Genomic DNA, 24,001 nt, shown 5'->3' with positions numbered 1-24,001 from the left:
AATCGAACCTGGCCGTCGACGGTCTCGGTGTGGGAGGGGAGTGACAAGCGCGTTCGATCGGGACCCAGTTTAACTATGCACGGGACAGACACCACGGGGAGTCCGTACGCTCCCCACACGGACGAGGAACGGGCGGCGATGCTCGAGGCGATCGGCGTCGACGCGGTCGACGACCTCTTCGACATCCCCGCGGACGTAGGGTTCGACGAGGAGTTCGGTATCGAATCGCGAACGGAACGCCAGACGCGGCGGCTGGTCCGGTCGATCCTCGGGCGCAACGACGACCTCACGGAGTTGCTCGGGCGGGGTCACTACGGCTACTACGTCCCGTCGCTCGTCGATCACCTCGCGGATCGATCGGAGTTTCTCACGTCGTACACCCAGTACCAGCCCGAAGCGTCGCAGGGGTTCCTGCAGGCGCTGTTCGAGTACCAGTCGCTGCTGGTCGAGTTGACCGGCCTGGAAATCGCGAACTGCTCGATGTACGACGCCGCGACGGCGCTCGGCGAAGCCGCGACGCTCGCCGATCGCGTCCGCGACACGAGCGGCCAGCGGGTCCTCGTGCCGGACCTCCTGCTCGAGGGGCGCCGGAGCACGCTCGCGAACTACGTGGCCGGCACCGACCTCGCGATCGAGGAGTATCCGACGGCGGACGGCGCCGTCGACCTCGACGCCCTCCGGGCCGCGGTCGACGATGACGTCGTCATGGTCTACGCCGAGAACCCCACCGTCCGCGGGACGATCGAGGAGGAACTCGACGCGATCGGCGACCTGGTCGACGACAACGACGCCCTGTTCGTGCTCGGCTCCGATCCGATCGCGCTCTCCTTGCTCCAGCGGCCGGCCGACGTCGGTGCCGACGTCGTCGTCGGCGACGCGAGCGTACTCGGCCTGCCGACCAGCTACGGGATGGGGCTCGGCCTGTTCGCCTGTCGCGAGGACTACCTCCGGCAGGTTCCCGGCCGACTCGTCGGCGCGAGCGAGGACGCGACCGATCGCCGGGCGTACACGCTCACGCTACAGACCCGCGAACAGCACATCCGCCGGGAGCGTGCGACGAGCAACATCTGTACGAACCAGGCGTGGGTCGCGCTGCGAACCGCGATGCACGCCGCGTACCTGGGCCCGGACGGGATGGTCGACCTCGCCAAACGGGGCGTCACCCGCGCCGAGACGCTCGCCGATCGACTCGACGACTTCGTCGGAGTCACGGCGCCGGTCCACGACCGACGGCACTTCCGGGAGTTCGTCGCCCACGTCGACCAGCCAGCGCGGGCGATCGCCGACGACCTCGAGACGCGCGGGTTCGCGGTCCACGTGGTCGGCGACCACGAGATCCAGGTCTGCGTCGCCGGCGTGCCCGACGACCGGATCGACGCCTTCGTCGACGCCTTCACGGAGGTGGTCCGATGACGGCCGACGACGGACGGACGATCGAGCACGAGACCGACGAGCGGGCCGACCAGGTCCGATACGACCAGGCCCGGTACGTCGAGGACGGCCAGTACGAACCCCTCCTCTGCGAGAAAGACCGGACCGAGGTCGAGATCGGTGACGGGGACGACTCTCCGCTCCCGGACGACCTCACGCGGGACTCGATCGAACTTCCGGAACTCTCCGAACCCGAACTGGCCCGCCACTACACGCGGCTCTCCCAGATGATCTACGGCATCGACAGCGGTCCGTACCCGCTGGGCTCGTGTACGATGAAGTACAACCCGAAGTTCACCGAGGACGTGGCGGCCCTGCCGGACGCGGCGGTCCACCCCGATCGGTCCGCGGAGTCGATCCAGGGCACCCTCGAACTCTGCTATCGGCTGCAGGACTACCTCGGTCGGATCGGCGGGATGGACGCCGTGACGCTCCAGCCGCCCGCGGGTGCGGCCGGCGAGTTCGTCGGCATTCGAGTCGCCGCGGCCTACCACGAGCACAACGGCGAGGGACATCGCGACGAGGTGATCGTCCCCGAGAGCGCCCACGGGACGAACTTCGCGACCGCCGCGCTCGGCGGCTACGACGTCGTCTCGCTCCCGAGCGACGACGCGGGTCGGGTCGACCTCGAGGCGCTCGACGCCGCGCTCTCGGAGAATACGGCCGCGCTGATGCTCACGAACCCGAACACGCTCGGCCTGTTCGAGCGCGACATCACCGAAATCGCCGACATGGTCCACGACGTCGGCGGCTTGCTCTACTACGACGGGGCGAACCTCAACGCGCTGCTCGGTCGCGCCCGGCCGGGCGACATGGGCTTCGACGTGATGCACTACAACGTCCACAAGACCTTCGCGACCCCCCACGGCGGCGGTGGGCCCGGTGCCGGCCCGGTCGGCGTGGTCGAGGACCTCGCGCCGTTCCTGCCGGCGCCACGAGTCCGCGAGTCTCGAGACGGGACCGACACGGGAAGCGAGCAGACCTACGAACTGTTCGATCCCGAGCACACGATCGGCCGGGTTCACGGGTACCAGGGCAACTGGCTCGTGCTCGTCAAGACCTTCGCCTACATCGCCCGGCTGGGCGACGAGGGCCTCACCGACGCCAGCGCGAAGGCAGTGCTCAACGCCAACTACCTCGCGAGCCGGATCGAGTACGACGTCCCGTACGAACCGTTCCACCACGAGTTCGTCGCCAGCGCCGGCGATCAGGACGCCGCCGACGTCGCAAAGCGGATGCTCGACTACGGCGTCCACCCGCCGACGACCAAGTGGCCCGAAATCGTTCCCGAGGCGCTGATGACCGAACCGACCGAGGTCGAAAGCAAATCGACCCTCGATCGGCTGGCCGCGGCGTTCAACGCCGTCGCCGAGGAGGACGACGCGACGATCGAGGCCGCACCCGATCGGACCACGGCTCGCCGGATCGACCAGACCAGCGCTGCGCGAAACCCGCGGCTGTCCTGGCAGGCGCTCGCGGACGACGAGTGATCTCCCCGTCGCTCACCCCGACGGCGTCGCGAGCCCGGTATCGCGTTCCAGGTGTTCGAGGAGCGCGGGATGGAGCGAGCCGTTCGATCCCAGCAGGGCCGTCCGATCGTCGGTCTCGAGGTCGAACTCGAACGGCTGGCCGGTCTCGTCGGTGATCTCGGCTCCGGCGGCGCGGGCGATCACGAGGCCGGCGGCGACGTCCCACGGGTAGGTGTCGTACTCCCACGTGGCGTCGGCGCTGCCGCTGGCGAGGTAACAGCAGTTGAGCGCGGCCGAGCCGAGTCGGCGGACTCCGCGCGACTCCTGGTAGAAGTGCGAGAGGAAGGACCCGTCGGGATCGTACCCCGAGATGAGCATGCTCTCGTCGAGGCGGTCCCGGTCGGTCGTCTCGATCCGAGCCCCGTCTTTCCTGGCGTCGCCGCCCGCGACGGCGCTGAACAGTTCGTCGGTTTCGGGGACGTAGACGACGCCCAGCACCGGCTCGCCGTCCTCGACGAGCGCGATCGAGATGGAGTAGTTGGGGTTGCCGTGGGCGAAGTTGCCCGTCCCGTCGAGGGGATCGACGACCCACGTGTACGCCGAGTCGGGGCCGGTCTGACGGGTGCTCTCCTCGGAGAAGATCGCGTGGTCGGGGAACTCGTTGCCGACGACCGTCGTGATGATCCGATCGGCCTGGTGATCGGCCTCGGTGACGATGTCGGACTTGTCGCTCTTGACGTCGACCGACTCGACCTGTCCGTGGAGTTCCCGGAGCGGGTCGCCGGCGGCCTGTGCGGCCTCTTTGGCGATCGTGAGCGCACGGTCGACGGTGTCGGCGTCGGGATCGGCCGTCCCGGACGCGGTGGTAGGCCCGGAGAACGTCGTGGTACCGCGATCGGACCGGCCGTCGGCCGTCGTAGCTGCCCCGTCGGCTCCCGGGGCCGCTCCGTCGCCCGATGCGCCCGTCCCGTCGGCGTCGCGGACGTCCCAGCCCAGTTTCTTCGAGATCGCGGTGAAGAAGTGGTCGTCGTAGCTGGTCCGGACGACGTGCGCGAGTTGCTCGGCTCCCGTGACGATGATTTCGTCGTCTTCGTCGAGGATCGCGTTCGCCCGACCGCCGTCGACCTGCAGGCTCGCCTGTCCCCGGGTGGTGATCCGGAGTTCGGTTTCCGGCGAGAAGACGACCGGTCGAACGCCGATCTGGTGGGTGTGCAACGGGACCAGCTGGAGGGTGTGGTTGTTCACAGGATAGTGGACGGGACCGTCGGCTGACAGCGAGACGCCGGTCGACCCGGTCGGCGTCGAGACGGCGACGCCGGTCCCCTCGAATTCGCCGACGTACTCGTCGTCGGCGTGGACGTCCAGCCGCGTGATCTTCCGATCGATCGGGTTCTCCGGCGGCACGTGCTGGACCATGACGTCGTTGATCCCGGTCGCGTCGATCCCCGGGCCGGCGACGGAGACCTGCTGGCGGCTGTCGACCGCCGCCCGGCCGCGGATCGTTTCGTCGAGCGCCGCCCCGATGTCTTCCGGCTCGACCCTGGCCAGGAAAGCGAGCGTCCCCGTGTTGACGCCGAGCTGTGGAATGTTTCGGGGCGCGAACGACTTGATGCCCTCGAGGAAGGTGCCGTCGCCGCCGAGGGTGACGCCGAGCGTCGCCCGGTTCTCGTCGTAGACGTCGTCGACGTTCTCCCCGACGTCGACGGTCGCCAGGTCGATACCGCGGTCGTCGGTCCAGTCCGCGAGTCGGTCGAGCGCCTCGTCGCTGTCGGGACTGACGATCGCGATGATTTCGTCCGTCGTTGCCAGCCTGCGTCCTTGCATCGTATACCGTGCTCACAGCAGACCACGGCTATTTACGTATCGACTCGCGAACTGGCCGTCGTTTCCCCAAGACGAGTTGCTATGTCTGTACTAATAAACTGAGTAAAACTATCGTCCGGTCGAACGAAACACATCGATCGGTGACGGCCGTCGTCGATCGTGGCTACCGGTCGCCGATTTCGCACGCGAACCGTTCGGTCCCGGCGCGATGGAGACGACGATCGAGAATCGAGGTGACGGAAGTGACGATCGAGAACGGACGTGTCGGCGATCGATGCAGACGAGTCAGGCCTCTATGGCGTTCGTGTCGATGCCGTCGATCTGGACGAAGCCGTAGTCGCAGTTCGGACAGTGCCACTTGACCTTCTCACCGAGGTGGAGCGTCGTACTCGCCGCACGGTAGAACGTTACCTCCCCGCAGTTCGGACACTCGTCGTCGCGTTCCATGGACATACCGAAGGCTACCGACCGAAGCGAGTTTAACGTACTGATTTTCACGCGGCACACCCGATACGACAGCGGAGTTAAGTGATCCCCTGCCCTCGTTCCGCGTATGTCGATCTACACCGGTCGCGGCGACGAGGGGAAGACCGATCTCCGGGATATGACGCGGGTCTCGAAGGCGAGCGCGCGGATCGAGGCCTACGGGACCGTCGACGAACTCAACGCGCTCGTCGGCACGATTCGCCCGACCGGCCACGACGACGTCGACGATCGACTGCGGACGGTCCAGAACCACCTCCACGTCGTGCAGGCGGACTTCGCGAACCCCGATCCCGACGAGGACGATCCGGCGATCCGTGCCGACCACGTCGAGACGATCGAGGACTGGATCGACGAGTACGACGAGGAACTGGAGCCCCTGACCTCCTTTATCCTCCCGACGGGCAGCGAGCACGGTGCGCAACTCCACCACGCCCGGACGGTCTGTCGCCGCGCGGAACGGCGAGCGGTCGCCCTCGCGAGCGAGGAACAGATCAACGAACAGGCAGTTCAGTACCTGAACCGGCTCTCGGACGGCCTGTTCACGTTCGGTCGCGTCGTCAACAAGCGGGACGGGGAACCCGAGGAGTCGCCGGAGTACTGAGCGGCCGAGAACGCGGTCGACTCCCGGTCAGCACAGCGCCATCCGATCGCTTCAGTCGAATCGCCTTCTCCGATACCCTTTCCCGTCCGATCGAGGCGATCGTTTCGGTCGATCCGATCGCTTTGCGGGAGCTACGGGTCTGCGGGTGCGTCGTCGCCGTCCGGATCCAGTCCGACCAGCGATCGGTCCAGCACGTCGGCGTACCCCGAGGGCGTGAGTTTGAGCACCGGGACGCCGGGGAACGTGAGCGTCTGCAGGGTCAACAGCGGTCGATCGACCGTCACGCCGAGGCCGTCGACGGCACGCTCGAGGGCCCCGAAGCCCGCCGCGACGTCCTCGAGCGGCGCTTCCGCTGCGGTCGCGGCGACCGGCATCGCGAGGTCGGCGACGACCTCGCCGTTCCCGACGACGGCGACGCCGCCACCCATCGCACGCACGCGCTCGGCGGCCGCGAGCGCGTCGTCGGCGTCGGCGGCGACGGTCACGAGGCCGGTCGTCTCCCACGTTCCGCTGGCGGCGACGGCACCCGTCTCGAGGCCGAAGCCGGTGAGAAAGCCCGTGAATCCGCGGTCCTCGGTCGCCGGATCCCGATCGAGCAGCGTGGCCGTGAGGACGTCCGCGGCGGGATCCGGACCGAACCGGTCTGCCTCCCCGTCGGCCTCCACGACCGCTGGCTCGACCGTCGTCTCGGTCGTCACGAGCCCCTGCTCGACGGCCATCGCGCGAACGGTTCCCTCGGGAGTCGCCGATCGCGGGGCCGTGAACCGCTCGCGATCGAGGTCGACGGCGATGGTATCGTAGGCGAAGTCGGGGTAGGGATCGGCCGTGGGGTCGACCGTCGGCGCACCGTCGTCGACGACGATCGAGCCGTCCGCGAGTACCGTCTCGACGGCCATCGATTCGAGGTCCTCGACGAGTACGAGATCGGCGATCGCACCCGGTGCGATCACGCCGCGGTCCCCGAGCCCGAAGTGTTCGGCTGGATTCCGGGTGGCGGCGTCGATCGCGTCCGCGGCGGGGATGTCGTCCTCGATCGCGCGCCGGACCACCTCGCCCATGCCGAAGCCGTCGACGAGGTCCGGCGGCCAGACGCCGTCGGTCGAGAGCGAGACGCTGCCCCGATCGACGTCCGGGAACGCCTCGACGAAGGGGTCGAGGTCGTCCCGGATCGTGCCGCAGCGGCCGACCACGTGGAGGCCGTGTTCCGCACGCTGGCGTACCCCCTCGTCCGAGATCGCCTCGTGGTCGTTGTCCACGACCGTCGCGAACGCCCGGAGTGCGGCCCCGCGACAGCCCGCCCCGTGGCCGACGATCGTCGCGTCGGCTTCGCGTGCACGGTCGTAGAGCCGTTCGACCGGGGAGTGCCGGCCGACGACGTGGATCCAGTCGATTTCGCCGACGCCGACGACCCGATCGTGGTCGAGCAAGTCCGCGAGCGCCTCGAGTTCGGAATCGTCGGCCGTCGCCGGTTCGAAGGTGTCGACTACTCCCTGCGGCGGCAGGGTACAAAAGACCGAGAGCGGGAGGTCGGCGGTCCGGTCGAGCGTCGTCTCGACGCCGCGGCTCCCGAAGAGCAGCCCCAGCCCGGACGTTTCGGTGACGATCGCCGTCGTGCCGGTCGCGAGCAGCGCCGGGACGGCCCGCTCCGGCGTCAACTGGATGTCCGCGTGCGTGTGTGCGTCGACGAACCCGGGGAGGACGACGCGATCGGCCGCCGAGACGACGGTAGTCTCCGGACCGACGACGGCCGTGGCGTCCTCGAGCAAGGCGGCGATTCGATCGCCGACGACGGCGATATCGCGGTCGAGAAACTCCCGACGGTTCGAACAGTAGACGCGTCCACTCCGGACGACCAGGTCGGCAGTCGCGCCCTCGCGTTCGAGCGCGATCGGCTGGTACTCGTTCATGGAGTCGGATTCTCACGCAGGCTCGTATGTGATGCGGTCTCCGCCGTCGTTTTGCCGCGCGCGACCGCGGTCCACGAGGACGTCCAGGTGGCCGATCGCCTCGCTCATGCCGGTGTACTGGTCGGCCAGCGAGAGGTCGCCGAACAGGTCCGTCATGACCTCGTAGGCGGTCGCCTCCCCCCGTTCCTCGAGGATTCCGCCGACGTTCTCGGTCCGGTCCTCGTGACAGGCGAAAATTTCGTCGATTCGACCCGCGGGATCGTCGACGATCCCGCCGTGGCCCGGCAGCAACCGATCGAACCCCTGGTCGCGCAGGCGTGGCAGCGACGCGTTGAACTCCAGCAGCGGTTTCGGTCGCTCCGCGTCGTCGTCCAACGGGGGCCTGAGGAGGGGATTCGGCGTGATGTGATCGAGGACGTGATCGCCGACGATGGCCGTCTTGCCGCCGGAGCGATCGGGTGCAGGGTCGGTACGGGTTTCGCCACGAGCGACGGACTCGGACCCCGCTCTGCCGTCGGAGGACAGGATCAGTTCGCCGGCCGCGTGGCCGGAGACCTGCTGTACCGACAGCGTCGCCGACCCGACCTCGACCGTGTCGCCGTCGGTGAGGCGCCGATCGACCGCACAGTCCGGGGCGTACGATCGGTAGGCGCCCGAGAGATCGGTGATCGTCGCCGCAGCGCCGGGGTCCATTCCGTGGGCCGGGAACAGCCGGCGGAAGAAGGACCCTTCGGCGTCGAGTCTGGCACCGAACTCCTCGACGATTTCGGCCGCGATCGGACTCGCGGCGACCGTCGCCCCGCGATCGCGGAATCGCTTCGCGAGGCCGAAGTGGTCCGGGTGTGAGTGAGTCAGGAGCACCTGCTCGATATCGTCCGGCTGGAGGTCGTGGGCGGCGAGAAACGACTGGACCTCGGCCCACGCCTCGTCGGTGTCGGGGCCGGGATCGACGATCGTGCGGGCTGTGAGATAGGTATTGACGTCGCCGACGGGAAACGGCGTCGGGATCGAACGACGATCGAACATCGTCGGTTCCTTCCCGCGGGGCGTGTTAAGAATTCGGAACCACGGAGCCCCCTCAACTGTGCTCCCGATCCCGTGTTCTCTCGACTGATCGGCGATCGAATCCGCAATCGTCACGGAGAGATTGTGTTGCCTGCGAAAGGTCTATATCTATCCGCTCCGTATCGTGTGCTAGAGCCACCCATGAACAAGCACTTCCACGACAGCCTGTACTACCTCAAGCGCGCCGGCGAACACGCCATCCTCGGCCTCCGCGACGTGGTCGACGCCACCGAAACCCGCGTTCGAAAACTGACCGGTCGGGAGGAGGAACCGGACCGTCGGGTCGATCGCGTCCGCGACGAACTGGCAGCGGTCGAAGGGCAGGCCCGCGAGGCGATCGTGGAGGCCCGATCGTCGCTCTCGGGTCGGGACCGATCGGGTGAGACGGAGTAACCCACCCGGTGGTGAAAGGAAGTCTTAAGTCGAACGCACTGATACGTTCCCGTGCGGGTTGGTGATCTAGTCCGGTTATGATACCTCCTTCACACGGAGGAAGTCGGCAGTTCAAATCTGCCCCAACCCACTCGTTCATTTACTGAAGTCAAAGGACCGGACTCCGGTGCGGTCACAGCCGGCATGGATGACGGCTCGCATCCGAGGTGTCCGGTTTGGTGTTTTCGGTTAGTCCTCCACGGCTGTTTCAGAAGTCTCCCGTGTTGAGCCCTGGGGTGATTCGGGGTAGTCGGATCCTTCGTCGGCTTCCGGTATCTGCCGTGGCAAGAACGTCGATGCGATAAGCAGGAGCAGCACGATCAGTACGAGGAGGAGCAGCGCTGCCCGCTGAGCGTCGAACATCGCAGCCTCGAAGATACCCTCGAGCAACTGTCGTTGCGTCGGAGTGAGTTGGTTCAGGAACTGTTGCTGAGTGGCTTCGGTCGCTGTCTCTGCTGCATCCTCGAGAGCGATCACCAGATCAGTTCGTTGCTCCGCTGAAACGGTCACGTGTTCTGCTCGGAGCACTCTATCGACGACACCACCATAGAAGTGTCCGAGAAAATACGAGCCAACGACTGCTGTCCCCAGGGAAAATCCGATCGAATAGCTCACGTTCAGGACTCCGGATGCCTCGGCGGAGTACGCGGTCGGGACAGCAGACATCGTCATATTGGTGATCTGTGCCAGTATGAGTCCGACACCGGCTCCGTAAAGCGCCACCGGGATAACCATCCTGCCGATCGTCTGACCGGGGCCCGTCTGCTCGTACAACAGCACCAGTGCAGCGCCCATACACACGATACCGACCTGGATAAGCGTCTTCGGCGAGATGTACTTCCGCCAGTTGGGCGTAAACGTCGAAAAAGCGATCGACGCGAGTGAATACGGTAACAGCGCGAGCCCCGTTTCAAAGGCGGTGTATCCGAGTACCGCCTGGAGATAGACCGGGAAGATAAAAAAGAAGCCAGCCGAGACTATCGAGCGAATGTTGTACGTGAGAACACCGGCTAAAAAAGGGCGGTTCGTCAGTACGTGCAGCGGAACGAGCGGCGACTTCCCAGCACGTTCCATTCGGCGTTCGTACTGAACGAACGCAGCGAACGCGAGAAGCCCGATCCCGAGAAGCCAGATCGCCGGCGACGTCCCAAGCGGATTGAACTGCATCCCGCCGACGAAAAACGGCCGCCGTTCGACTAACCACCCATACTTCCCGCTGAGAAGGAATCCAGTGACGAGCGACGTCGAACCGACGATGGACAGCACTGTCCCACCTTTATCCAGTGAACTGCGCGTTTCTGACAGTGGATTCGGACTCACATACTGAGCGAAGAAGAGAATAACCCCCACACCGATGAGTTGGAGCGTAAATCCCCACCGCCAACTCGCGTACGTGGTTAGTGCGCCACCGATGATCGGTCCAATAGTTGATCCAACCCCACTCACGCCAGCCAACAGTCCGAACGCCTTCGCCCGGTCATCGTCTTCGTAACTGACTATCAATACAGTGAACGTCAGAGGAAATATCACAGCGGCCGCGGAACCCTGGATGAGTGACCAGCCGAGATAGAGAATCGTCGTATTCCAGCTAATCGACGCCACCAGCGTCCCACCGGCATAGACGATCAGTGCGACTGCCAGTACACGCCGAATACTATGCCGAGACGGCAGCGTACCGGCTGGGAGAACCAGCGCAGCTGTCACCAGCGAGTAGAGTGCAACCGCTCCTTGAATCACGGTGACCGTGGTATCAAACTCGTCCACCATCGTGGGGATCGCCACGTTCATCAGGGATGCATTGAGGACCACGATGAACGTCGTCAGACTCACGGCGATTGCTGGGCCCCAGTATTGTACTCCCATCTTCAGGTCCGTAGAGAGACGAGTACTCCCGTTAGAAGTGGTCCTATCTGGGGGCATACAGTGGTCTAACGCGCATGGACATATTTACTCGCCGAAAGTCAAAAATAATGCCGGCCCTTCGGGGCAGGGAGGATGTCAGTTCGGTTCGTCAGAGACTGATGGTCGCCAGGTCCTCACTCCTGATGGAAGTAGTTGTCTACCAGGCGACGGTATATTCGGTGATGAATCCGTCGAAAAGTACCCTGACTACCAACACCGATTCCGAACCGGGTTTCCCTATAGCCACGTATACGCCAGTGAACAACTGTTCCCACCGTTGAGACCCCACCCTCGTCGGGCAGTCAGACCGATGACGGCCACCCAAACGACCAGAATAGCTCACATGCCGATCCGAGAGCCGATGGGACGCGTTGGTTATTCCGAAGCTACCGCCGCTGCTACAACTGCGCTGGACAACATAGTTGTTGAGGCGTACAACAAATCGATAAAACATATATGGGGTGGTGGGATGGCTGTTGACATTGAGCGCCGCTACGACAAACCGAGTCCCGTCGAGGAGATGGAGAAGCGGCGGACGCCGCACCTGGATCGACTCGATAGTGACGACACGGACGGTGATGGCGAACAATTCAAAAATCGGCAGTTCAAATCTGTCCCCGACCCACTACTTCTGTCGTGAGCAAATCTGCGAGCGACGGGATCGTGACCCAGCCTACTGATTTTGCACCGACGACTCCCGCGAGCAGCACCGTCGCCCACGAGCAGCAAATTCGTCTCCGCTCGTGAGTCGGTGTCGAGGATGCGAAATCGCCTCGCTACGTGGAGACGTACCAGGCAACGCAACGTCCATAAACTCGATCCACTAGAAGGGAGTATAGTGGTCTGGAACCGCCACCTGTCCGCGGTTGGCGCGAGGCGCGTCATCGAAGCGATCGGTGGGCTGTACGTTGCGCTTGCCGCAGGACGGGCACTCGTACAGATCGATCGCGGCGTCCCGCTCGGGAACGTCCTCATCGTCACACTGCTGATCGCCGTCCCCGGGTTCGTCCTCATCTACGGTGGCTATTGGATATCTCGGGTCGATATCGACGCCGAGTTCTACCCCGACATCGTTGGCTGGTGTCTCGCCGGCTTCGGCGCAATGGCAAGTGTACTCGTCCTCTATCACCTGCAACCCGACGGGAGCGTTACCAATCCAGCGACGGCGCCGCCGATCCTGACGGCGCTCAGCAGCGTCGCGGGCTTCGCGGTGGGCGTCTACGACGGACAGGCCAAAACGCGAACGCGGCAACTCGAACAGCGCAACCGGAAACTCGAACGAACGCAGGCGGAACTCGAAGAAACGGTGCAGCGATTCGAGGAGGCGAATAGCCGACTCGAAGAGTCAAACGAGCGCCTCGAGCGCTACAGGCAGTACACCGATCACGTGCTGGATGCCATTCACGACGTCTTCTACGTGCTCGAGGAGGACGGTAGTCTTCAGCGGTGGAACGAAAGTCTCTGTGAGGTAACGGGCTATTCGAACGCGGAAGTCGCGTCGATGAACGCAGTGGAATTCGTCGCGGAAGGCGATCGCGAGACGATCGCGAACGCGATCGCAGAGGGGTTCGAAACCGGGAGCGTCCAGATCGAGGGGGATCTGCTCACGAAGGCCGGCGAACACGTTCCCTACGAGTTCGCCGCGTCGACGCTCGAGACGCCCGACGGCAAGTCGGTACTGGCGGGAATCGGGCGTGACATTTCCGATCGCAAGGAGCGCGAACGGGTGCTCGAACATCGGGCCCGTCAGCAACAGGTCGTGGCCGACCTCGGGCAGTTCGCCCTCGAGACCGACGACATCGACGACCTCATGCGCGAAGCGACCCGTCAGGTGGCGTCCGTCCTCGACACCGAGTTCTGCAAAGTGCTCGATCTCGACGAGCGCGGCGATGCCCTCCTGCTTCGCCAGGGCGTCGGGTGGCAGGACGGCCTCGTCGGTTCGGAGATGGTCTCTGCCATCGAAGCGGACTCCCAGGCCGCGTACACCCTGGCGAACGATCACCCGATCGTGGTCGAGAATCTCGAGGAAGAAACGCGGTTCAGCGGCCCCGAACTGCTGACGAGTCACGACGTCAGCAGCGGTATCAGTACCATTATCGGCCCCTTCGACGAGCCGTGGGGCATCCTGGGGTCGCACGACACCGACAGCCGGACGTTCACCGACGAGGACGTCACCTTCGTCCAGAGCGTCGCCAACGTCCTCGCCGAAGCGATCGAGCGCCAGCAGTACCGGACGGAACTCGAGGAGTTGGTGGCCGACCTCGAGGTGTCGAACGAGCGCCTGGAGCAGTTCGCCTACGCGGCCTCGCACGACCTGCAGGAACCGCTGCGAATGGTTTCCACCTACCTGCAACTGATCGAGCGCCGGTACGGCGACGAACTCGACGCGGACGGCGAGGAGTTCCTGGCCTACGCCGTCGACGGGGCCGATCGAATGCGCGAGATGATCGAGGGGCTGCTCCAGTACTCGCGCGTCGAGACGCGGGGCGACGAGTTCGAACCCGTCGATCTGAACGCCGTCCTCGAAAGCGTTCGAGAGAACCTTCAGGTGACGATCGAGCGGAGTGATGCCGAGATCACGGCGGAGTCGCTCCCTCGCGTCGTGGGCGACGAGGGGCAGTTACAGCAGGTATTCCAGAATCTCCTGTCCAACGCGATCGAGTACAGCGGTGCGGAGCCACCACGGATACGGGTCTCCGCCGAACGAAACGGGACGAAATGGACGGTGTCCGTCGCCGACGAGGGGATCGGCATCGGGCCCGACGATCAGGAGCGCATCTTCGAGGTGTTCCAGCGGCTCCACGGTCGCGAGGAGCACACCGGTACTGGAATCGGCCTCGCCCTCTGTGAGCGGATCGTCGAACGACACGACGGAGACATCTGGGTCGAATCCGACCTCGGCGAGGGAGCGACCTTCTCGTTCACCTTGCCGGCGGTCACGAGTCGAACCGAGGACTGAGCGTCGGACCGCAACCTGGCGGTCGGCCCGTCAGATACCGGCTCGTCCGGTCGCCAACCGGCGGCCGTGTTGCGCGAGATCGAACCGCCCGCAACTGGTGCCCTACCGCGAGAAAAGCCGTACGAGTCGTCCCAGAATCCCGGTCGACTCGTCCTGCTCAGTCGGTTCGCCGGGGTCGCCACCGCTCGCGTCCGGGCGGCCGTCCGCGTCGATCGATCCCGCGAGCGGGCCGGCGTCGTCGGCGGGTTCGTCACCCCCACCTCCGGTCCCGGACCCGATCGACGGTCTCGTCTCCTCGAGGTCGTCCACCGTGAGTTCCACGTCGTCGATCGCGGGCGTCGCCTCGCGACCCTCGCCCGCCTCGGCAGCGCGGACGTCCGCGCCGGTGACGGTCCCGCGCTCGACTCGATCGGCGAGTTCGTCGAGCGCGTCGTCGCTGGCGACGGAGCCGTCGTCGGCACTCTCCTCGGCGGCAGATTCGCCTCTCGTATCCTCATCACCGCCCTCGCCGTCCTCGTCGGCCGATCGGTCGGCCGGATCGGTCGCGTCTGCCGTCGGCTCGGACGCGGCCGGTGGCGAACTGGCGACGGTGGTCTCGTCGGGAGCGGACTCGACGTAGTCGCCCTCCAGCCGCGTCCTGGTGGCTGCCTCGTCACTCTCGTTCGCGTCCGTCGCGTCCGTCGCGTCCGTCTCGTTCAGGGAGTCGAGGATGTCGTCGACGCTCTCGTCCGAGACGACGCGCTGCGGTCCGCCGCCCGGCTCGGAACTGTCCCCATCGTCGACCGACGACTCCGACTCGGGTCCGGAATCGGCCGCGGATGATCGTCCGTCGCTCATTGTCGTGGTGTGTCGACCGCGTGATCATAACGTTTCCCCTGTGGTGTCGGTTCACGTATCGGACACGTTCCGCCCTGAATCGATCGGTCGCGGACGATTCGGACCGGGTGTGGGGCGGTCGCCAGCGATCGATCCACCCCGAGTCGACCGTAGCGCCGGAATCGGGACGTACGACGGGTCGTGCCTCGTCTACAGTAACCACTGAAACGGTTTACACCGATCGCACGACGGCTGTGCGATCGGGTGTGCACTGGCTTTCAGTGGCTACTGTATCAGTCTCCGGCAACCGACTCCGCGGACGCGTCCTCGGCGAGTGCCGGCCGCGCGAGGACGACGTTGATAACCGCCCCGACGAGGATGAGGATGCCGGCGAAGTAGAGCCAGGTGACGAAGAGGATGACGACGCCGACGGCGCCGTAGGCCGCGTAACGGCCGGCGTTGGCTGCATAGATCTGGAACCCGGCCTGAAGGATCGTCCAGCCGACGGCGGCGAAGACCGCACCCGGGAGGATCTCGCTCACCGCGACCGGGATCGGCGGGAGGACGTAGTAGATCGGGAGGAAGACGAGCACGAGGCCGAACAGTAGCGTGACCCAGCTCACGAGCCCCGCGAAAGGGATCGCGTCGGCGGCGACGCCGATAACCGCCCCGACGACGACCATCAGTACGAGTGCGCCGGTACCCGCGAGGATGACGGTGAGGCCGTCGCGGATCTCGTCGACCAGCGAATCCTCGCCGACCTCGTCGTAGACCTTGTCGAACGCGAGGCTGAGTCCGCGAAAGACCTTCAGTGCACCCCACGCGGCGACGACGAGTGCGGCGACGGTCGCCTCGGTTCGCCCGGATTCCGTCGTGAGCGCGTCGGTGACGAGTTCTCCCCCGGCCGGCGGGAGGAAGTCACCGGCGATCACGATGAGTCGCTCGGCGGCGGCTTCGCCACCGAGCAGGGAGCCGACGACGAGCGCGAGCAACACCAGTGGGATCAACGAGACGAACGCGTAGTAGGCGAAGCCGGCCGCCAGGAACGTGACGTCACGATCGCTCGCCGTCCTGTAAATCGCAGTGAGCGTCTCCGGAACCTCCATAGGACCACTACGGCGCCCACTGCCAAGAACCTGAAACATCCCCGCACTGCGCGGAAGCGGCGACGTCACGGACGTCGCATCGGCATCAGCATCGGCGTCGCCGAGACGATCGGCGGGACGAACTACCACTCGAGACAGAAGTTCTGGCTCGCGTAGACGGCACCGTCGTCCGCGATGTAGACTCCGACGCCGCCACGATCCCAGCCGTGGGACGCGTGTTCCTCGAGAATCGCCTCCCGGTGGTCCGTGGAGTTCATCCACTGGTTGACCAGTCCGGTCGCGACGCCCTCGGCGGTCTGGTACTCCGTGACGTCGTCTTCGTCTCCGGGCTCCTCGACGGGTCGATCGAGCCACGTCAGGGCGATGTTCTCGCCGTAGCCCTGGCAGTAGTCGTCGACGGCGGTGAACCGATCGTAGGGGCCCTCGCCATCGGGATTCGTGTGCGCGAAGTAGTCGCGATCGGCCATGTCGCTGCTGTGGGCACGGGAGACGGAGGCGACGGTGCCGTCCCACTCGAGCGGCTCGAGGCCGTGTTCGGCGCGTCTATCGTTCACTTCGGCGTGAACGAAGTCCTCGACGGTGTCCGAGGAGACGGTTTCGACGTCGGTCTCGTAGGTCGAGACGCCGGGATCGGCGGGGTCGGTGACGTCGGGATTGCGCTCGCCGGCCGGCGGCGGCTCCGAACTGGGCTGGGGCTGGGAATCGATCTCGACGTCGCCGATCTCGACGTCGTCGACGAACTGGGGTGCGATCAGGAGCGATCCGACGACGATCGCACAGAAGAGCAGGACGCCGACGAGAAACCGGACCAGCGATCCCACGAGGGCACGGTCGTCGCGATCGTCGCCGTCAGACGGGGCGTTGGGACGGCCAGCCATCGTACCTGAAACTTCGTCGCGACGAAATAAGGTTGCCGTGATGGCTCGCAGTCGCTGACACATCCATCGCCGCTGAAATAACGCGGTCCCGTGATCGTTCGTTCGTTCGCCCGTTCGTCCTTCGTTCGCCCGTAATCACGCCGGGTCCGACCCGAAGATCGTCTCGTGGATGCCGATGACGAGGCCGGGGACGACGGCCATGAAGAGGTGCTCCTCGATCGGGATGCCGGCGACGTCGACTCCCGTCCGGAGGTTGATCTCGAAGACGCCGACTGCCAGCGTGTACCGGTCCCAGACGTAGGCGATCGGGTACAGCGCGGCGATCGTGACGGCCGCCTTCCGAAGGGCATCGGCGCGCCACAGCAGGAGGGCGGCGACGGCGCCCCAGAACAGTTCGGTGGCGAGATACGTATATCGGCCGAGCACGCTGATGTCCGATGCCATATCTCCGGTACGATGACACGATAGAAAAACACTCCGTCGGTCACGATCGATTCCACGGGCGACGCGCCGAAGTTCCGTGGGTCCCACGGTTGCAGTTGCCTTCAACGGGAGGCGTTCACCGGATGGGACTCGTGGGGCCGTCTCCGGCCCACAGTGCGTTCAGGGGGGTATGAGTTGGCGGCCCATGCTTGCCAAGGTTAAATACCTCCGCGGGCAAACACCCGACAGAAGGATGAATATCGCTGATATCGCCACCCAGGATTACATCGAAGTCGACGTCGGAACGCGCATGGGGAAGGTCCGTTCGACCTTCGAGAACGGCAACCCCAAGGGGATCATCGTCACGGACGATGGGGAGTACGAGGGCGTCATCAGCGAGCGGGAGGTCCTCCAGTCTCACGTCGAGGACGACGCCAAGGTCGCGGCGCTGATCAAACCCAGTCGGAACTCACCGGCCCCCAAGGTCGATCGACAGGAGGACGTCAGGGAGACGGCACGGGTCCTGATCGAATCCAACTCGAAGGTCGCGCCGGTCTTCGAACACGACGACCTCTGGGGCGTCATCAGCGACGACGCGATTCTCGAAGCGGTACTCGACAACCTGGACACGCTCGACGTCGAGGACATCTACACCGACGATCCGGTGACCCTCCAGGAGGACGACGGGGTCGGGAAGGCGATCAACCACCTCCGGGAACACGGCATCTCTCGGCTCCCGGTACTCAACGAGAACGGCTTTCTCACCGGGGTCGTGACGACCCACGACATCGCCGACTTCGTCATCCGCGAGAACCACTCGACGACGACCGGCGATCGAGTCGGCGACTCGCAGCGTCTGCTCGACGTCCCGGTCTACGACATCATGAACAGCCCCGTCGAGACGACCACGCTCGATACCAGCGTGAAGGTGGCCGTCGAGACGATGCTCGAGCAGGATTACGCGGGACTGATGGTCACCCCCGAGGACGACGATCGGATCGTGATCGGCGTCCTCACCAAGACGGACGTCCTGCGGGCGCTGACCTACACCGAAGAGGACCGCATGGACGTCCAGATCACGAACATCTCGCTGCTCGACACCATCTCCCGCGAGTCGATCGTCGAGAGCATCCAGGACGTCGCCGACAAGTACCAGGACATGCAGGTGATGCACGCCCACGTCCGATTCAACGAACACAACGAGAAACTCCGCGGGACGCCCCTGGTCCTCTGCCAGATTCGCCTCCGGACCAACAAGGGACAGGTCGCCGGCACCGGCGAAGGCTACGGTGCCGAGAACTCGTTCCGGGTGGCGCTCGACAAACTCGAACGCAACGTCCTCGAGGTGAAAGGCGTCACGAGCGACGAGGAGTACCGCGGGCAACTCCTCCGCAAACTCAACGAACTGTAGTCACGATCCGGTACCGAGGGCGTTCTTTTCCGATTCCGATCTCGATCGGTGTTCTGCTGCCGATCCAGCACCGATTCGAAGCCGGACGGGCGATCCGTTACCGCCGGTAGCCGATCCGTTACCACCATTACTGTCGACGCGCGCGGCCCGCGGTCGTGTACGACGGCCAGTTCCCAGTGTGCGTTCGTCTCTCGGGCCCCTACAGTCGACCGCCGTCCTCGCTTCCCTCGAGTCCGGACTCGGTGATCCGGAACTGGACCGAGTCGCCGGCCGCCTTCGATCGGTGTTTCTCGAGGGACGCGCGCCGGTTTCCGCCGCGGAAGCGTTCGACGCGGACCACGGCACCGGTCCAGTGCTCCAGCGTGTTCCCGCCGAGGGGGCGGGTCCGATCGGCGTCGGGATCCGTGAACACCTGGTTCGTCACCACGACCGCGAGGTCGTGTTTGCGCGCGAGCGAGAGGAGGTGTGTCACCTGCCGCGCGACGCGACGGAGGGCCTCGCCGTCGTCCCCTTCGCCGGTGCGTTCGAGGCGGTAGAAGCCGGTCGCGCTGTCGAGGACGATCAGATCGGCGCGGTCGGCGAACTCCTCGGCGTCCCGGACGGCCTCGGCCTGTTCCTCGAAATCGAGCGCCTCCTCGATGACGATGCTGGAGGCGACCGCCTCGACGTCGTCTCCACCGTCTCCGTCGCCCGACGCGTCTGTCTCGCCGAGCGTCCCGACCGCGTCGTCGACGCGGGCCGAGAGCAACTGCTCGAACCGATCGATCGAGACCCCTTCGGTGTCGATGTAGACGGCGGTACCGCCGGCGGCGGCGGTCTCGACCGCGGCCGAGAGCGCGATGTTCGTCTTGCCCGCCGCTGGCGGACCGTACAACTGCGTGACGGTTCCGCGTTCGAACCCCCCACCGAGTAACTCGTCGACCGGGCCACAGCCGGTCTGGATCGCCTCGTCGGTCACGGTTCGAGTTAGTGAGTGGCGGGCAAAAAGGCCCCGAATGCGGATCACGACCGGTTCGATCGACCGGGAGACGATCGGAGCGCCCGGGTGAGGATCGGATCGAACTCGTCGACACGGCCGCGCCGCAGGGATGGTTCGGGGTGGTTCGCGTACGTTTATTCGGACCGGGCCCGAAGGACCAGCCGTGATCGTCGTCGCAACCGAAGATTTCGAAGTCTACCACGGCGTCGTCAACGAGCTTCGCGACCGCGGGACCACGTTTACGACCGTCGAACCCGGCGAGGGGTTGCCGGACGAGACCGCGGTGGTCGTGACGGACGCGGACCACGCCGACGACTTCACCGGCGTGACGACGATCGTCGCGGATCCGGACGCGCCGCGACGGGCGGTCGACCAGGCGTTGACCGCCGTACGGGGCGACGGCGGCCGAACGATCATCGGCGTCGACCCCGGTCGGAAACCCGGCATCGCCGTGCTGGCGGGCGAGATGGTCGTCGCCGCATTCCAGGTCCCGCTGTCGGACGCCGTCGACGTCATCCAGCGCGAGGCGAGCGACGCACCGTCTCCGATCGTCCGAGTCGGTGACGGCTCCCGGCTCGAGGGGGCGACGCTGGTCAACGACCTGGAGGACGTCCGGGTCGAACTCGTCGACGAGACGGGAACCACGCCCTACCTCGGCACCGGATCCCGGGGGATGGGCGACGTCCTCGCCGCGGTCAACATCGCACGACTCGAGGGCGAGGTCGTCGACGCCCGGGAGATCGAACCGACGGACGGCGAACTCCAGGTCATCAGGGACCGATCGCGCGAGCAGAGCGAGGAGAACCGGGCGATCGACGAACTGCTCGCGAGGCGGGTTGCGGCCGGCGAGTTGACGATCGATGAAGCGCTGGCCGAGCACCGCGGCGAGAGCGGGGAGCAGGACGAGTCGGACGACGCGATCGATTGACGGTTTTCCGGAATCGGTTCGATCGCGTGATCAGGTAGCGCGACCTTCGGCGGCCACCGTCGGAAAAACGAACTGGAAACAATGAACGAGTGCTCGGAAATTTACTTGTCTGAGTCTTCAACTTCGTTCGAATCGTCTCGCTTGTCCGAGTCCTCAACGGTGTCGATTACTGCAAAGGTGTGAACGTTCGAGGCGTGATCCGTCTCGAGATCGTCAGAGGGTAGCGTGTCTTCGGGTGGCTCGTACGTTTCGTCGATCTCCTCCGTAATAATCTCAACCTGGGCATCGTACTCGTTCACGTCGAACGCCTGCGCGTTCAGCGTGATAATGATCGTTTCAGAGTCGTCTCTATCGGTTTCGACTTGTTCGTAGCCGTATCCTTTGGTTTTGTCATCTCCGGTGCCAACGGCTTCAGCTTCAGCCTCTCTCTCGAGCGTTGGATCTACTTCTCTCTCAGATATTTTCTCGGAATCTGAAACATTCGTGACAGGAGTTCCATCAGCCGTGAACACTTGCTCGAAGCCGTTCCCTTCCTGATCGGTGATGTTCAATAGGAAGCCGTTCGCGCTGATGCGTTCGTCGTCTTCGGATTCGATCGTCAATTCGAGCGTTATGACGTCATCCTGTTCGACTTCCTCGTCGCCGGCGAGTGTAGTCGTGACACCTCCAGCAGATGCGCTGACGAACGTTAATCCGAGAACAACGATCGTTGTGAGCACCAGTGCGATCGCCCTCGTCCGGATCCCCTCACGGTCAGACAAACTTCGTAGTGGCCGTATCACGCTCGCTTGGAGTTGATTTCGTAGTACCACTATGCGACTGGCTAGTTTCTCCCTTGTAGAGTCGGTTCCCGGAGTCATTGTTAGTGGATCGCCCCTAGAGGGGGGGGCAACAGATTGTGTATTGAAAAAGGAGGAATGTATCATGGGGTAAAAGATTTTTATCGAGTCGGATCCGTTTCCTGGACGCGCATTTTGATGGTTCACATCGTACTGATACAACATAGCAATTCGAGCCTGCAAGTGGGATATGTGGAATGTTACCTCCCCACGTACTCTGATTAACGAACGAAACGTTCTGGTCCCTATCTGTACTCCCTGCCCGGTTAATCAGTAGTATGGCTCTGTCAGTAGTGTCACCGGTCTATAACGAGCGGGGAAATCTACAGGGCGTGTACGAGGAAACGCGGGGCGTTCTAGAGGAGATGTCTGAGCAATGGGAGTTGATCTTCGTCGACGACGGCTCGAACGACGGGAGCGACGACGTCCTCCGGTCAATACATGAGCAGGACGAACGCGTCACGGTAGTAGAATTCGGAGCCAACTTCGGACAGAGCGCTGCACTCGATGCGGGATTACGATACGCGCGAGGGGACGTGGTCGTCACGATGGATTCGGACGGGCAAAACGACCCTACAGATATTCCGCGTCTGGTCGAGGCTCTCGACCGGGAGGGGCTGGATTGCGTTGTCGGCTGGCGTCGGAACCGTGAGGATCCGATCGGAAAGACCCTTGCCTCAAACGTCGCACGCGTGATGCGGCGGATATTTCTCGATACGGACCTGCACGATTTCGGGTGTACATTGAAGGCGTTTCGTCGGGAAGCAGCCGAGTCCGTTCGCTTGAACGGTGAAATGCACCGGTACATCCCGCCGCTGTTGATCTGGCGCGGGTTCGACGTCGGCGAGATCGAGGTCAACCATCGCGAACGGGAGAACGGCGAGACGAAGTACGGCTGGCGACGACTTCCCAAGGGGTTCATTGACATGCTAAACGTGTGGTTCTGGCAGAAGTACTCCGGCCGACCACTGCACGTGTTCGGCGGACTTGGCATTCTCGCCGGCGCGATCGGTTTGGCCGGCGGTTTCTACTCAGTGTACCTGAAGACCGTCCACGCAGTGAGTCTCTCGGACACGGCACTGCCGCTGTTCGCGGTGTTCATGTGTCTGCTCGGGATCCAGTTCTTCATTTCGGGGATCCTGGCCGACATCGGGATCAAGAACTATTTCGCCGTGCGACAAGAGGATACGTACCGTGTCGCGAGGGTGTTGGATGGCAGGGATGTTGTAGAAGAACCCGAAGCCCGTCCGACAGACAGGGCTACGAAACTGTTCGAAATTTCGGAGGTGGACGACGGTGCGCGTCTTGATGCTTAACTACGAGTTCCCGCCGCTGGGCGGCGGGGCCGCGAACGCGAATCGATACCTGCTCGATGAGTATGCCGGACGGGACGACCTCGAGGTAGATCTCGTCACGTCTTCATCCGACGGCTACCGTGAGGAGTCGTTCGCCGAAAACGTCACACTCTATCGACTCGACGTCCACAAGGACGAGATCCACTACTGGACTCAGACCGAAATCGTGCGGTACAGCTGGAAAGGTTACCGGAAGGCCCACGAGCTAATGGCCGAAAGCGACTACGACCTTGTTCACGCCTGGTTCGGCGTCCCGAGTGGTGTGGTCGCACGGATGCTGGGACTGCCCTACATCGTCGCGTTGCGCGGAAGCGACGTTCCGGGCTACAACGAGCGCTTCTCCTGGCAGTACGTCGTGTTGAAACCGCTCGTTCGGAAGGTGTGGCGGGACGCCGAGGCGGTCGTCGCAAACTCCGCGGGCCTTCGGCAACTGGCGCGAGTGACGGCCGATATCCCGATCGAGGTCATCCCGAACGGCGTTGCAGTCGACGAGTTCAACCCAGTATACCACGATCGCGATCGATTGCAGGTACTCTGTGTCTCGCGGTTGATCGAGCGAAAGGGGATCCGGTTTCTCGTCGAGGCGGTCGCCGAGCTCGATGTCGAACTGACGGTCGTCGGCGAGGGGGGTCGGGAGGCGGTGCTGAAGTCCCGGGCGAGGCAGCTGGGGATCGAGGACAAAGTGACGTTCATTGGCTACGTCCCCCACGACGAGATCCACAGCTACTACGAGCACGCAGACGTCTTCGTCCTGCCATCGTTCAATGAGGGGATGAGCAACACTGTCCTTGAGGCGATGGCGGCGGGACTTCCTATCGTCACGACGGATACCGGCGGCACAGCGGAGTTGATAGAGGACAACGGATACGTCGTCCCAGCCGGACATGCGGAGTCGATCGCCGAGGTGCTCTCGGAATACAGTCGGAACCACGACAAAATACGCCGCCACGGGCAGAATTCACGCGCAATCGCGGAGACGATGAGCTGGACTCAAGTTGCCGAGCAGTACCGAGACGCGTACGAGAGCGTATCCGTTCCCACCCGGACTCCCCCGAACGAGCGGGTTAAGAGGGAATTATGATCACCAGGCACAAGCCGATAATTTACGCTGCGCTGCGTATGACAGGCAGTGACATTACTCGTAACCTGCAGACGTTCCGAAAGCTGGATCTCTCGCGTCCGGAGACGGT

At 64.4% G+C, this 24,001-nt stretch carries 21 protein-coding genes and 1 tRNA gene; 11 read left to right on the top strand and 11 right to left on the bottom strand.

Features of this window, described 5'->3' with window-relative positions:
* The first annotated feature begins 75 nt into the window (after positions 1-75).
* Together gcvPA and gcvPB are read left to right on the top strand one after the other, a co-directional pair.
* Positions 76-1,413: an aminomethyl-transferring glycine dehydrogenase subunit GcvPA gene (gene gcvPA / locus MUG98_RS12365; RefSeq protein ID WP_265112412.1), complete on the top strand. Its 1,338-nt coding sequence runs from the start codon at positions 76-78 to the stop codon at positions 1,411-1,413.
* Positions 1,410-2,921, top strand: a complete 1,512-nt coding sequence (gene gcvPB / locus MUG98_RS12360) for an aminomethyl-transferring glycine dehydrogenase subunit GcvPB (RefSeq protein WP_265112411.1) — start codon at positions 1,410-1,412, stop codon at positions 2,919-2,921. The genes gcvPA and gcvPB overlap by 4 nt, the downstream gene beginning before the upstream one ends.
* Positions 2,922-2,933: 12 nt before the next feature.
* Here the strand turns inward: gcvPB and MUG98_RS12355 are convergent, their stop codons facing one another.
* Together MUG98_RS12355 and MUG98_RS12350 are read right to left on the bottom strand one after the other, a co-directional pair.
* Positions 2,934-4,724, bottom strand: a complete 1,791-nt coding sequence (locus MUG98_RS12355) for an NAD(+)/NADH kinase (RefSeq protein WP_265112410.1) — start codon at positions 4,722-4,724, stop codon at positions 2,934-2,936.
* A gap of 285 nt (positions 4,725-5,009) precedes the next feature.
* On the bottom strand, positions 5,010-5,177 hold the full coding sequence (locus MUG98_RS12350; protein ID WP_265112409.1) for a DUF7838 family putative zinc beta-ribbon protein: 168 nt from the start codon (positions 5,175-5,177) through the stop codon (positions 5,010-5,012).
* 100 nt (positions 5,178-5,277) lie between these two features.
* Here MUG98_RS12350 and MUG98_RS12345 point away from each other — a divergent pair, with 100 nt between their 5' ends.
* The gene (locus MUG98_RS12345; protein WP_265112408.1) at positions 5,278-5,811 is read left to right on the top strand and encodes a cob(I)yrinic acid a,c-diamide adenosyltransferase; all 534 of its coding nucleotides are present in this window, start codon (positions 5,278-5,280) and stop codon (positions 5,809-5,811) included.
* A gap of 131 nt (positions 5,812-5,942) precedes the next feature.
* Here MUG98_RS12345 and MUG98_RS12340 read toward each other — a convergent pair whose 3' ends face one another.
* Together MUG98_RS12340 and MUG98_RS12335 are read right to left on the bottom strand one after the other, a co-directional pair.
* Positions 5,943-7,718, bottom strand: coding sequence for an adenine deaminase C-terminal domain-containing protein (locus tag MUG98_RS12340; protein WP_265112407.1), 1,776 nt, complete (start codon positions 7,716-7,718; stop codon positions 5,943-5,945).
* A gap of 12 nt (positions 7,719-7,730) precedes the next feature.
* Entirely contained in the window at positions 7,731-8,744 is a 1,014-nt protein-coding gene (locus tag MUG98_RS12335; protein WP_265112406.1) for an MBL fold metallo-hydrolase, read from the bottom strand.
* 180 nt (positions 8,745-8,924) lie between these two features.
* Between MUG98_RS12335 and MUG98_RS12330 the strand changes: the two genes are divergently transcribed.
* Both MUG98_RS12330 and MUG98_RS12325 read left to right on the top strand, forming a co-directional pair.
* Complete coding sequence (locus MUG98_RS12330) at positions 8,925-9,176, top strand: DUF7553 family protein (protein WP_265112405.1); 252 nt, start codon at positions 8,925-8,927, stop codon at positions 9,174-9,176.
* Positions 9,177-9,231: 55 nt separating this feature from the next.
* Positions 9,232-9,306: transfer RNA gene (locus MUG98_RS12325), tRNA-Val, on the top strand.
* Positions 9,307-9,404: 98 nt separating this feature from the next.
* Here the strand turns inward: MUG98_RS12325 and MUG98_RS12320 are convergent.
* Positions 9,405-11,078, bottom strand: coding sequence for an MFS transporter (locus MUG98_RS12320; protein WP_265112404.1), 1,674 nt, complete (start codon positions 11,076-11,078; stop codon positions 9,405-9,407).
* 349 nt (positions 11,079-11,427) lie between these two features.
* On the opposite strand from MUG98_RS12320, the gene MUG98_RS12315 reads away from it, so the two are divergent.
* Together MUG98_RS12315 and MUG98_RS12310 are read left to right on the top strand one after the other, a co-directional pair.
* Positions 11,428-11,757, top strand: a complete 330-nt coding sequence (locus MUG98_RS12315) for a hypothetical protein (RefSeq protein WP_265112403.1) — start codon at positions 11,428-11,430, stop codon at positions 11,755-11,757.
* A 198-nt stretch (positions 11,758-11,955) separates the two neighbouring features.
* Positions 11,956-14,076, top strand: a complete 2,121-nt coding sequence (locus MUG98_RS12310) for an ATP-binding protein (protein WP_425601091.1) — start codon at positions 11,956-11,958, stop codon at positions 14,074-14,076.
* A 102-nt stretch (positions 14,077-14,178) separates the two neighbouring features.
* On the opposite strand, the gene MUG98_RS12305 is transcribed toward MUG98_RS12310, so the two are convergent.
* From MUG98_RS12305 to MUG98_RS12290, 4 genes are all read right to left on the bottom strand, one after another.
* Positions 14,179-14,913: a hypothetical protein gene (locus MUG98_RS12305; RefSeq protein WP_265112402.1), complete on the bottom strand. Its 735-nt coding sequence runs from the start codon at positions 14,911-14,913 to the stop codon at positions 14,179-14,181.
* A 272-nt stretch (positions 14,914-15,185) separates the two neighbouring features.
* Positions 15,186-15,998, bottom strand: a complete 813-nt coding sequence (locus MUG98_RS12300; protein WP_265112401.1) for a YihY/virulence factor BrkB family protein — start codon at positions 15,996-15,998, stop codon at positions 15,186-15,188.
* A gap of 122 nt (positions 15,999-16,120) precedes the next feature.
* The gene (locus MUG98_RS12295) at positions 16,121-16,876 is read right to left on the bottom strand and encodes a CAP domain-containing protein (RefSeq protein WP_265112400.1); all 756 of its coding nucleotides are present in this window, start codon (positions 16,874-16,876) and stop codon (positions 16,121-16,123) included.
* A gap of 135 nt (positions 16,877-17,011) precedes the next feature.
* Complete coding sequence (locus MUG98_RS12290) at positions 17,012-17,320, bottom strand: lycopene cyclase domain-containing protein (protein WP_265112399.1); 309 nt, start codon at positions 17,318-17,320, stop codon at positions 17,012-17,014.
* A 232-nt stretch (positions 17,321-17,552) separates the two neighbouring features.
* Here MUG98_RS12290 and MUG98_RS12285 point away from each other — a divergent pair, with 232 nt between their 5' ends.
* On the top strand, positions 17,553-18,710 hold the full coding sequence (locus MUG98_RS12285) for a CBS domain-containing protein (protein ID WP_265112398.1): 1,158 nt from the start codon (positions 17,553-17,555) through the stop codon (positions 18,708-18,710).
* A 199-nt stretch (positions 18,711-18,909) separates the two neighbouring features.
* Here MUG98_RS12285 and MUG98_RS12280 read toward each other — a convergent pair whose 3' ends face one another.
* Positions 18,910-19,668, bottom strand: coding sequence for an AAA family ATPase (locus tag MUG98_RS12280; RefSeq protein WP_265112397.1), 759 nt, complete (start codon positions 19,666-19,668; stop codon positions 18,910-18,912).
* A 184-nt stretch (positions 19,669-19,852) separates the two neighbouring features.
* Here MUG98_RS12280 and MUG98_RS12275 point away from each other — a divergent pair, with 184 nt between their 5' ends.
* Positions 19,853-20,617: a hypothetical protein gene (locus tag MUG98_RS12275; RefSeq protein WP_265112396.1), complete on the top strand. Its 765-nt coding sequence runs from the start codon at positions 19,853-19,855 to the stop codon at positions 20,615-20,617.
* Between the two features lie 101 nt (positions 20,618-20,718).
* On the opposite strand, the gene MUG98_RS12270 is transcribed toward MUG98_RS12275, so the two are convergent.
* Positions 20,719-21,378 carry a hypothetical protein gene (locus tag MUG98_RS12270; RefSeq protein ID WP_265112395.1) on the bottom strand — a complete coding sequence of 220 codons (660 nt, stop codon included), beginning with the start codon at positions 21,376-21,378 and terminating at the stop codon, positions 20,719-20,721.
* A 410-nt stretch (positions 21,379-21,788) separates the two neighbouring features.
* Between MUG98_RS12270 and MUG98_RS12265 the strand changes: the two genes are divergently transcribed.
* Both MUG98_RS12265 and MUG98_RS12260 read left to right on the top strand, forming a co-directional pair.
* Positions 21,789-22,772, top strand: coding sequence for a glycosyltransferase family 2 protein (locus MUG98_RS12265; protein WP_265112394.1), 984 nt, complete (start codon positions 21,789-21,791; stop codon positions 22,770-22,772).
* Positions 22,765-23,892, top strand: coding sequence for a glycosyltransferase family 4 protein (locus tag MUG98_RS12260; RefSeq protein WP_265112393.1), 1,128 nt, complete (start codon positions 22,765-22,767; stop codon positions 23,890-23,892). The genes MUG98_RS12265 and MUG98_RS12260 overlap by 8 nt, the downstream gene beginning before the upstream one ends.
* Positions 23,893-24,001: the final 109 nt, after the last annotated feature.

Origin of the sequence: Halosolutus halophilus, from assembly GCF_022869805.1 — an archaeon.
Lineage (GTDB): Archaea > Halobacteriota > Halobacteria > Halobacteriales > Natrialbaceae > Halosolutus > Halosolutus halophilus.
Note: the sequence above shows the minus strand (reverse complement) of the source record. Positions and strands in the feature narration are given on the sequence as shown.

What these genes read in the sequence shown, in the direction of transcription:
- gcvPA (WP_265112412.1), top strand. Translation starts at nt 76, where the DNA reads ATGCACGGGACAGACACCACGGGGAGTCCGTACGCTCCCCACACGGAC.
- gcvPB (WP_265112411.1), top strand. Translation starts at nt 1,410, where the DNA reads ATGACGGCCGACGACGGACGGACGATCGAGCACGAGACCGACGAGCGG.
- MUG98_RS12355 (WP_265112410.1), bottom strand. Translation starts at nt 4,724, where the DNA reads ATGCAAGGACGCAGGCTGGCAACGACGGACGAAATCATCGCGATCGTC.
- MUG98_RS12350 (WP_265112409.1), bottom strand. Translation starts at nt 5,177, where the DNA reads ATGTCCATGGAACGCGACGACGAGTGTCCGAACTGCGGGGAGGTAACG.
- MUG98_RS12345 (WP_265112408.1), top strand. Translation starts at nt 5,278, where the DNA reads ATGTCGATCTACACCGGTCGCGGCGACGAGGGGAAGACCGATCTCCGG.
- MUG98_RS12340 (WP_265112407.1), bottom strand. Translation starts at nt 7,718, where the DNA reads ATGAACGAGTACCAGCCGATCGCGCTCGAACGCGAGGGCGCGACTGCC.
- MUG98_RS12335 (WP_265112406.1), bottom strand. Translation starts at nt 8,744, where the DNA reads ATGTTCGATCGTCGTTCGATCCCGACGCCGTTTCCCGTCGGCGACGTC.
- MUG98_RS12330 (WP_265112405.1), top strand. Translation starts at nt 8,925, where the DNA reads ATGAACAAGCACTTCCACGACAGCCTGTACTACCTCAAGCGCGCCGGC.
- MUG98_RS12320 (WP_265112404.1), bottom strand. Translation starts at nt 11,078, where the DNA reads ATGGGAGTACAATACTGGGGCCCAGCAATCGCCGTGAGTCTGACGACG.
- MUG98_RS12315 (WP_265112403.1), top strand. Translation starts at nt 11,428, where the DNA reads ATGACGGCCACCCAAACGACCAGAATAGCTCACATGCCGATCCGAGAG.
- MUG98_RS12305 (WP_265112402.1), bottom strand. Translation starts at nt 14,913, where the DNA reads ATGAGCGACGGACGATCATCCGCGGCCGATTCCGGACCCGAGTCGGAG.
- MUG98_RS12300 (WP_265112401.1), bottom strand. Translation starts at nt 15,998, where the DNA reads ATGGAGGTTCCGGAGACGCTCACTGCGATTTACAGGACGGCGAGCGAT.
- MUG98_RS12295 (WP_265112400.1), bottom strand. Translation starts at nt 16,876, where the DNA reads ATGGCTGGCCGTCCCAACGCCCCGTCTGACGGCGACGATCGCGACGAC.
- MUG98_RS12290 (WP_265112399.1), bottom strand. Translation starts at nt 17,320, where the DNA reads ATGGCATCGGACATCAGCGTGCTCGGCCGATATACGTATCTCGCCACC.
- MUG98_RS12285 (WP_265112398.1), top strand. Translation starts at nt 17,553, where the DNA reads ATGAATATCGCTGATATCGCCACCCAGGATTACATCGAAGTCGACGTC.
- MUG98_RS12260 (WP_265112393.1), top strand. Translation starts at nt 22,765, where the DNA reads ATGCTTAACTACGAGTTCCCGCCGCTGGGCGGCGGGGCCGCGAACGCG.